Origin of the sequence: Pseudomonas sp. NFACC39-1, from assembly GCF_900110355.1 — a bacterium.
Lineage (GTDB): Bacteria > Pseudomonadota > Gammaproteobacteria > Pseudomonadales > Pseudomonadaceae > Aquipseudomonas > Aquipseudomonas tehranensis.
The window spans coordinates 596755-607295 of sequence record NZ_FODL01000001.1; the positions used below are offsets into that span (position 1 = coordinate 596755).

At 57.7% G+C, this 10541-nt stretch carries 1 protein-coding gene; it reads right to left on the reverse strand.

Annotated elements, in window-relative coordinates; all coding sequences use genetic code 11:
* Position 1: 1 nt before the first annotated feature.
* On the reverse strand, positions 2-10279 hold the full coding sequence (locus tag BMY45_RS02710) for a hemagglutinin repeat-containing protein (RefSeq protein WP_092394181.1): 10278 nt from the start codon (positions 10277-10279) through the stop codon (positions 2-4).
* Positions 10280-10541 lie beyond the last annotated feature (262 nt).

Consider the following 10541-nt stretch of genomic DNA (forward strand, 5'->3'; position numbering starts at 1 on the left):
GTCACCTCCCAAAAACAACGACAATATCACCAAACTTTTCTTCAAGCTTCACAACCTTTGTAAAGCCATAATCTTGGGCAATCTTTCCGGTCCACGTATTCAATGCAGCATTCTCCTTCCCTATCAATCCTGACGCATCCATATATTGCTTGTAATTTACACTATCTGTTCCCTTCTCCCAGTACCCTCGAATGCTATTCACTTCAACACCATCGTTTTCGAGTCTTTTCATTGCACTGATGAACATATCCCGTCCTGACCCCAATGCAGACGCATCACCTTGGGCACGGATCTCGAACCCTAAAACACCATTCACAACCGATATCTCTAAACCATGATTCCCATCGGCAGGGTCCAAATATCTGTAGGTACGTGTTCCATCCTTCTGGGTAATAACCTTGAACTCATCCGAAATATCCACACGCGGTGACAGCTCGGGTTTCGGATCCAGTTGGAAATCTGGCACGGGATTCGGTTTAGGATCTACACTTACTACCGGCTTCGGCGGATCAATCACCGGCACATCCGAATCCGGCGCCAGCTTCTCCAGCTTGCTAATCCGAGTCTTGAGGACATCGATATCAACCGATGCCCCGATTTTCTTGACCGTGTTGACCGAGACGTCGATCCCCATTCTCGAAAGGGTCAGTGCGCTGTTTGCCGAACTACTCCCCCCACCAATCATGAGCTGTATGACAAGCGCCATCGCCTGTCCCATTTGGTTGCCAAGATTTTCCGCGTTGGCATCACCGCCTTCGACGACAGCCTTTCCAATCTGGTCAATCTGGGACTTGAATGCCGCAGCGACGGTATCACCCAAGAGCGCCCGGGCTTCCTCGGAAGATGCAAACTCTTTGACGGCTTCCCAACTCTGCATTGGATCGGTCAAGAATGTGACGGCACTATCCAGAGTCCCTAATCCCGCCCCAGCCATCCCGTCCGTGAAGCCTTTGAGCACCCCCGAACCGGTCAATAGATCCTGCCGTAGAGAAGTAACCTTCCACTTCCCAGCAATCGCCAGTTTCTTTAGCAGGTTCGGTTCGGCATCAATCTCTTTCTTCGCCTGAACGTACTGCTGCGTCGCCAACCAGTTGTTATCGACGTTCGCCGTAGCCGCGTTATTTGCGGTGGCTACACCGTTCGGATTGCTCATGGCCGCGATACCGGTCACGAGGCTGGTGATGATGTTGCGTTTGGCTTCTCTCTCGACTGCGGTTTCGTTTGGACTGGAATCAGCGAACAGACCGGCGATCACGCTGGCGGCAGCCCCGCCCAAGGCACCCGCCGAGCAGCTCTGGTTACTGGCGGCTGCGCCAGCACACCCGAGAATCGCATGGAGGGCTGCGTGTTCAGGGCTGCCTTCCTTCAGACCCTTTTTCACCAATTCGCCGATGTACGCCGAGCCTTGTTGCTGGACGTAGTTGACCACCATGTTTTGCGCGAACTGAGCGCTACTGCCCGCCACATTGCCGCTGATGCCAGCGACCAAGGCGGTTGCGACTTGCCGATAGATACCACCGGCTCCCCAGTTATCGCCGATCTCCTTGATCTGCTGATTGAGCAGCAAGTAGTTCTCGTGGTGGGCTATCCGCTCAGCGATAGGCAACTTCTCGTTATCAGCAGCCGCCTTTTCCTTAGTGGCCTGATCCTTCTTCTGATCGATTTCCCGTGCGCGACTCTCGATGTACTGGGAAACGTTCTGCACAAACTTGCCGACGATCTCAAAATCAACGCCGATTTCTTGCGCGTCGAAGATCGGTTTGAGTTTGTTACTGCCATCACGGTCACTGGAAACATCGGTATTGATCGCCGCAACCGCCTGCTCGGCTGTCTGACCGGTCAACTCCTGCTGCTTGACAGTATCGGTGATGGTGACGGCTGCGCCGCTAATGCCGCTGTAGGTCTTGCTACTGGAGCTACCACCGGCATACAGCACAACTGGAGTTGAAACACTTACCCCACTTTTATTCGGCACTTTGGGACCATTGGGGTTGGCCGTGGCGCTAGTATTGCCATTGCCATCGCGTCCCATGTCACCGCCGAAACCGCCGCTCAGGTTAATGCTGGTGGCATCGTATTCAGCTTTGTTTTTGATATCGGAACTGGTCAGTGTCCCGGTGCTCAGGGTGTTTTTGCCCTCAGCTACCGCTTTATCGGTGCTGGCGATGACAGCGCCCTTGAGGTCGGTATTGCCGGTGACCTCTACTTGGAAGCCGCCATTACCCGCCTTGATTCCCGATTGTTCGCTGACGCTGGCGTACTCGCTGTGCATGTTTTGCGAAGCGATGCCGCCGCTGACACTGCTGGTGCCATAGCAGAATGGCGGCACACAGATACTGACGCCGACGTTTGCACTCTGTTGTTTGGAAGTGTAAGTACTGGTGTCCTGCAGGCTTTCGATATTCAGATCGCCGCCCACTTTGACCTTGACTTGCTCAGCAGAGACGACACCACCTTTGATATTGGTGTCCCCGCCACTTTCCAAACGAACACTATTGCCACCCTTGATGTGAGTGTTCGTTTGGGTGACGTCGTCACCATCAGCGCTGCCGCGCCCAGCATTCGCCGCCAAGTCCAGCGAGAAACCGTTCTGAGAACCACCGAAGCTGAATCCAATCCCGGCACTCCAGCCGGAATTTCCGTTAGTGCTTTGCTGATGTGCTGTGTTTTGCGCGGACAGCAAGTTGATCTCGCCGTCAGCTTTGAGGCTGACCTCACCACCACCCTCAATCCGGCTTCCTACCACATTGATATCACTGCCAGATCCGTCGCCGGTGGCAACAATTTTGATATTGCCACCCGCTACTACATCGCTGCCCACCACGTTACGTCCGCTTTGACGGCTTTCGCTATGACTGCGGCTGTCACTGAGGCTGGCACTGATCTTGATGCCCGTGGTCGGGTCTTTCATCAACGCCTGACCCGCCTCCAAAGCCTGATTGGCACTCATCGCCGCATTCACGGCGGCCAGTGCGACCATCCGATCATCACTGGTTTTCTGCGCCGCCTCGCCCATCTGCTGAATGCCCTTCAAAGCATCAAGCAGCGGGATGCTCACGGACCCACCGACGGCGGTCCGGCTAGTACTGGCGGTTTTAGTGGAGTTGAGGGTGTCGAAACCGGCCTCGATGTCGACATGTTTGGCAGTAATGCTGACATCGCCCTGGGGAGTGACCAACTGACTGGCTGTTTGGGTGTAGTGGTCGCCCGCGTTCAGGCTGATATTGCCGCCCAGCGACGCGATTTGGCTGCCCGACTGGCGGGTAGAGGTGAATTGCTCGGTTTCTTTCTGTTTAACGATACCGGTCGCACCCTGCCACCAAGAGCCGATTTCACCGATTTTTTTACTGCCGGATCTGGAGTTAGATGTCTCGGTATTTTCGGCGCTAGTAATCTCCAAATTGCGGCCAGCATCAATGCCGATGTTGTTATCTGCCACCAGCGTACTACCCTCAACAATGGTGTCGCGGCCACTCTTGATTTGAATGCTGCCGCCACTGATATCACTGCCGATGCTTTGGGTTGAGGTCGTTTGCCCTTGTTGCGACTTCTGCGTGGAAGTCAGAAGGCCCGAGAATGTTGCACTGGTCTTGCCGGTGCTTTTCGACTGAGCGGTTGTTTGAGTTTCTTCGCCGGCACCAATCAATACATCGTTGCCAGCGGTGAGTTTTATCGTTTCTTCAGCCCGCAGTGCAGCGGCTGTCAGCGAGATGTCATTATCAGCTTTCAATTCGATGTTTTTTGCGACCAACTCAGTGCTGTTCAAGCGAGTCTGCGTGATTTCAGAGGCGCTGGATTTGCTGGAGGCCCACCCCTTTTTGGACGAGGCATTGGCCTGACTTGCGTAGTCTTCGCCGGCATTAAGATTGATGTCACGGCCAGCAGTGACGAGCAATGTTCCATCGCTATTGAGTTTGGCGCCGGTGGCGTTGAAATCCTGTCCGGCAGAGACAACCAGCTTTTTCCCGGCTTCGATGCTCGAACCAACGGACAGGACGCTTTCGGCCTCAGTCATTGTCGACTTTTTCTTACCGAGTGATCCCGTCTTGATTTTCGAGTAATAGGAGTAATCGACGTTGTCCGCGGTCTGCAGATTCACGTTGTCGCCCGCAAACAGATAAGCCTCATCCCCCGCACTCACCCGACTGGCAATCAACCCCAAATCCTTGCCCGCGCTGAGGGCTACGTTACCCCCCGCACTGAACTCAGCAGCCTTCTGAACGGTGTGATTGTCCTCTTCCCGGATGCGTTTTTTGCCGTCTTTTATGCGCGTTTCGACGTTGTGTTCATCACCGGCCGAGGCCAGGGTCAGGTTGCCTGCGGCGTTGGCGGTGAGGTCGTTGTCGGCTTTGGCTGTACTGGCGATGACGTTAATGTCGCGGCCGGCTTTAAGAGTCAGGTTGGCGCCGCTGGTAACGCTGGAAGCGAGATTTTCCACGGTGGTGGTGATGGTGTAACGATGACCGCCATCAGTGGATTTATGGATTTCACTTTCGTTGCGCGTAGCCAGCAGGTTGAGGTCGCGCGTAGCGCTCAGGTTGGCGTCGCCGCCGCTGTTGATGGCAGATGAGTTAGTCAGGTCGCGGCCGGATTTGATCGTCAACGTGTCGCGGGCGCTGATGTGACCGCCGTCGTCCACCAGCGTGCGCATGCCGGAGGCCTCGCGCACGGCGATGGCGGTGCGGTCGTTGACGATGTCCCCTTTGAGCGTACTAAGGCTGACCTGGTTACCGCGTATCTCGCCCGCCAGGGCGTTGCGGATGCTGTCGGTGGCCATCAGGCTCAGCCGCTCGTTGGCTTCGGCAAGTCCCCCTTGGTAGAGGCTGCCATTGGCGGCTGCCGAGAGATCGTTCTTGGCTCGCAGGGTACCGACGTTGATCAGGTCGTTACCGGCAATCAGTTCCAAGTCGCGGCCCTGGATCAGGCTGCCACCGCGCACGTTGCGCGATTCGGCCTGAGCCAGGTAAAGGACAGGCACCAGCACCTTCTGGCCATCGACGATGCGTTCTTCCATCCAGACGATGTCGTGGGTCAGCGCCGCGACTTGCTCGGAGGTAAGGGTGACGCCCACGGCCAGGTTGAGTTCTTTTTTACTGGTGAGCGCGTTATCCATCAGGTAACGGAATTGCTCGTAGTCGTCGTTCAAGCCCCCCGCGAGGAAACGCTGGCCGGTTTGCGCCAGTACGGCATCACTGATCAAGCGCGATTCATAACGTCCATCGCCAAGACGGCGCGCGGTGTCATCGGCGCTGAAGTTGAGCTTACCCAAGAGGTAGTCGGAGCTCATGAACTGCCCAACCTGGGTGAGTTCCGGGTTGGTTTCGATCAGGTAACGGCTTTGCGGGTTCTGGCTCTGTACGAACAGACCATACGAGCCTTTGGGCAGACGGAAGCTCGAGGATGCGGTGGGGTCCACTGCGGTAAACGGCACGCCACGAAAATCGACCGCGACGAAGCTGACCTGCTTCACGCCGTCGGCATCCACCCGTTCGATGCGTGTAACGTCCTTTGGAGCCTGAGCACTGGCGTCGGTGCTGCGTTTGCCCAGGTTGATGTTGATGCCGCCGACCGAAGCAGTCTGGTCGCTGGCCAGCGAACCGGTCAACTGCCCCAAGGTGTTTTCATGAAGCGTACCGTTTTGAATATTGTGGGTGACGTTAAGCTTGACGGTCTTCCCAGCCTGAAGCACTGCTGCATAAACGTTATTGCCGTTCTCATTCCAGGTGGTTACGTCGCTCATTAAGGAAAAACGCTCGTCACTGGAGCGGTCGATCAGCTCCTGGAATCGGGTTTCGTCAAAATGGCCCGCCGCGGTCTGCGCATTGAACGCCGGCACATCGACGAACTCCATTTGGTCCCAGAGGCTGTTGTCGATACGGCTAGGCGTTCCGACATTCACCTCGCGCCGGCCTGATCGCGATGCTGCGCCCTGGTTCAGGAGGTTGACGGCCGTCACGTCGAGGTTGTCGTTTGCAGCCATCAGGCTGTAGCGGTTTTGCACTTCATTGGCGCGGATCGTGAGGTCTTTTCCGGCCACAAGCCGCGCTGCGGGGGAGTCCTTTAGCACGGTGTCGTTGAAACTGGTGATGATGGTGATCAGGCCGCGTTTCCAGCCGTTGCCACCACTACAATGCTGACCACATACCCAACTCAGACTGCCGGAGGTTTGCCCGGAGGTGATTTCGAATTCAGCCTTCGCGTTTTCCACCATCAGGGCATTGATGTCGATGTCGCCTTGGGCTTCGATGGTGCCGGACAGATTGCTCAATGACGCCGCCCGCCCACCGCCCACCGCACTGAAGGTCAGGTTGCCTTGGCTGTAGATATCACCGTAATAGTTGCTCAGGCTGCTGCCGTGGAGTTCCATCGAGCCGCCGCTGAACAGCAACGTGTCGGCACCATTGTTGATGCCGTTAACGGCATTGAACTTCAGGTTCCCTTGGGCGCCCAGGGTGCCTTTGTTGTCGATGCGGGAGGCTGTCACCGCCAGATGCCGGTTGGCGATCAGCCGACCGAGGTTGTCGAGCGTGCCGCGCAGGTTCAGCTCACTGTCGCCGCCGCTGACCAGCCGACCATCACGTTGCAGCAGGTTGTTGGCATTGACGGTCAGCTTTTGCCCGGCCGACAACAGGCCACTGTTGATCAGGTTTCCACCCAGAGTCAGCGACAGGTTGCCGTTACTGAGCAACGCACCGGCGTTGGTCAGACTGGCGACGTTCAGGCTTAGCGCCGAAGCGCTGGCAATGCGCTCGCCCGCTTTGAGGGTCAGGCCCTGGGCGCTGGTGTAGGTGAGGCCGCCGTTGAGCTGCCAAGTGCCGACACCGCTGACGGAGCCAATTTCCCAGGCACCACTGCCCAGCCCCGTGAGACTGCCCGAGCTGCCGGCAAGGTTGCTCAGGTCCAGATCAAACAGTCCCTGCGCCGCGTGACGTACGTTACCGCTAAGGTTGTTGAGTTGGACACCGGCCAGGCTCAGATCCTGGCTGCCGATCTCGATCACACCGTTCTGGTTGTTCAGGTTGCCAGTCAGTTTGATCTGGCTGGAGGCGCCACCGAGTGCGCGGACTTGCCCGCCAGCGCTGTTGTTCAACTGGCCGCCGATGAACTTCAGGCCATTCGCCGACTCGATCAGGCCGCCTATGTTGACCACTTGGCTGACGGCTTCAACATCCAAACGAGTGCCGCTGATCTCGCCCCCCGTGTTGTCGAGGCTTGAACCGTCGAAAGCGACTTCGCCCTTGGCGAACAACTTGCCGGCCCGATTGACCAAGCGCGTCACCGTCAGTTGCAGATCCCCCAGCAGGCTGGAAATCAACCCCGCCTTGCCGTTGGCGGCGCTGTTGTCCAGGTCTTCGCTGGTGATCTCCAGGCTGTCGGCCTGAAGCGTCCCACCCTGATTTTGCAGACGGCCCTGTTCCAGCACCAGCTCGGTGTGGCTGCCATTGGCCAGAATCACACCCTGCTGGTTCTGCAGCGCCTTACTGACGATTTTCAGACCATCGCTACCGGCGATAATCTGGCCCTGCGCACGGTTGTCGACAGATGTACTGCTGATATCCAGGCGCTGGCCCCGCAGGGTGCCGCCGCGATTGTCGAGTTCAACCAGTTGCTGCAACAGCAATCGCTGTGCACCAGCGTCAATCACGCCGGTCATGTTCTCCAGAACACCGGCCACATTCAGTGTGATTGCGCCGCCGTTGCTGACGATACCGCCCTTGTCGCTGTTGTTGAGCTGCCGGGTAGTGATCCCGATGGATCTGCCGAGCATGGCACCGCCACGGTTATCGACGGCGTTGCTTTCTATTTGCAGGCCGGCATCGCTCTGGATCCGGCCTTTGTTATTAAGCAGCCACGACTGGCCGGGCGCCGTTTGCTTGAGAATCAATAACGCACCGTCAGCACCGGCCGCTATCAGTCCGGCCTCACTGTTATCAAGGCTGGCGGCTTGCAGATCCAGGCGATCGCTGATAATTCGCCCGCCACGGTTGTTGATATGCCCGTCCTCAGCGACCAGCAGCAATTGCCCGGCGGCCACGACACCTTCTCGATTGTCGAGACTCGCCACCTGGATGTCCGCATCGCCCTGGCTGGCTTGCAGGCGACCCAGCGCATTGTTCAGGTGCTGACTGACCATCAGCGTGAGCTGGCCCGTCTCGGCACTGACGGTGCCCTTGGTATTGGCGGTGATATTTTTGAACGTTCCCTCGACAGCACCACCCAGCAAATCGCCTTCAGTGTTATTCAGATTCCGCCCAACCAATTTCAGCGTGTGCAAGCCCTGGATCAGGCCCTGGGTGTTATCCAGATCCTCGGTATCCAACACGCTGTCATCGGAAGAAATCGTGCCTTGGGTGTTGTCGAGTTTGCCGCGGCTGGTCAGTTCAAGGGTCTGGCCGGTCAGGCTGGCGCTGTGGTTGTTGATGCTTTGGGCTGCGACAGTCAATACGGTCGAAGCCTGGACTTTACCTGCGTGGTTATCGAGGTCTTTATCCAGCGTCAGTTCCAGCGCACCGTCTTCAGCACTGATGACACCACCGGAGCTGTTATCCAGGCGGCTGGCATTGAGCTGTATTTCGTCAGCCACCAGCGTGCCGCCCTGGTTGAGCAGCTCGCCACCGGACAGTGTCAGGAGCGTTTGCGCCTGGATCTTGCCCTGGCCGTTGTCCAGGCGTTGCCGGGCGACCACCTTGGCGGAGGTTTGACTGGCGGCGATCAGCCCTTTGCTGTTGTCCAGTTGGCCCGCGTCGATGTCCAGACGTCCGGCGATCAACTTGCCCCCGGCGTTCTTTAGCACCCGGGCGTTGAGCGACAGGTTGCCGCCGGCCACTTCAATACGGCCCTGGCGATTGTCCAGGCTGTCGACGGTCAAGCTCGCCGCCTGGCCGTCGGCAAAGCGAATCAAGCCGCTAAGGTTAAGGACGGCCGGGGCATTGATCACCAGGCTCGCTTCGCCCAAGAGCCGCGCGGCATCTCCCTGATTGATCAGGCGAGCGGTCGTGAGGATGACGTTTTGGGCCTGGATAATACCGTTCTGGTTGTCGAGCAAATCCTTGGTATCAACCGTCAATGAGCGGCTGGCCAACAGTTTGCCGCTGTTGTTCAGGGTTTGACCGTTGATGGTCAGATCACCAGTGGTGTTGCGACTGTTGTCCGGGTTCACTCCGGCTTCGATCACACCCGTATTAGTCAGGGTGCCGCCACTGGACAGTTGCACGGCGCCCCTTGCAGCCAGGCTCTGACGGTTGATCAGCTCTTGCGTGGTTTGCGCCGTAAGTTGAGTGCCCGCATAAAGCGGACCTTGGGCGTCGAGGCTCTTTGCTTTGATGCCGATAGCGTTGCTGGCGGTTGCTGAAACAACGCTCAGATGACCGTTGGCGTCGATCTGGATATCACCACCACTGGCGGCAAGCTCCCCCGCCAGCTTCACGCCGACCCCGGCTTCGGTGCCCACCAATTTGATCGCCCCGGCATACATCCCACCCAGCGCCGACGAGTCGATGGCCAGTTGCGGCTTGACGCTGCCGTCGTCAGCACGGGCGGTGGCGTTGAGGGTGGTGGCGTTGACGTCATTACGCCCGGCCACAATCGTCAGGTTTTTCGCCTGGATCTCGGCGTTGATCTTGGCGCTGCGGGTGATGATTTCGAAATGGTCGACGTTGTTGGCGTTGAGGCCTGCGCCTTCGATGGCAACGCTGCCTTTATCCACCTGGTAGCGATCCAGCCGACCGTTTTCCACCACCGGTTTGCCGGTGCTCAAAGTCACCTTCGGGCTGTTGATGAAACCGCAACCGTTGCAGGTGATGCCGTACGGGTTGGCGACGATGACGTGAGCCGATTGCCCCGCCACTTCGGTGTAGCCGCGCAGTTGGCTGGGGTTGCCGCCGTTGACTTCGTTGAGGATGGTCTTGGCAGCCGCGCCATTGAGGTTCGGGTTGCCAACAATAATCCCGCCCAGTTGCGTGGACTGGGTGCGGGCGGTGGCGTTGTTGAGGATTACGCCGTTGCTGCCGACGTTGTAGTCCTTGAACTGGTTGTGGGACAGACCGTTGGCGTTGGGTTTGGCGATGTTGACGATGGGCACGCCGTTACCGGCCCGGTCCAGGCCGGTGCCCGGTGCGCTGACGACGATCCCCTCGGCCTGGGCCCAAAGCGGTTGCCAGAACATGACATTGGCCAACAGAAACGCCAGGCCACGCTTGGGCATGCCCCAGAAGTGTTCGCGGGTTTGCAGGGCAGCAGAAGGCTGGCGGGCCAGGAAGGCGTGTTGGCGGTCGTCCATGATCAGTCTCGTACAACGAAATTTAGAGCGGCAGCATTTAAAAAATGCGTCCACGCGGAAGTAGGTCGATTAAGGAATCGAAAGTGACATCAAAATAGTGGCGCGATATTAGATAGCCATTATTCTGGCATCAATGAATGAATACAGAAAGGAGGGCAGTGCGGACCATCGGTCTGGAGATAGAGGTGAGTTGTCAGGCCGCCTTCGCGAGCAGGCTCGCTCCCACAGGTGGATCGGGGTACATCCGTGGCAAACAGGTCGG

Coding starts and splice junctions, on each gene's coding strand:
- BMY45_RS02710 (WP_092394181.1), bottom strand. CDS start 10,279: ATGGACGACCGCCAACACGCCTTCCTGGCCCGCCAGCCTTCTGCTGCC.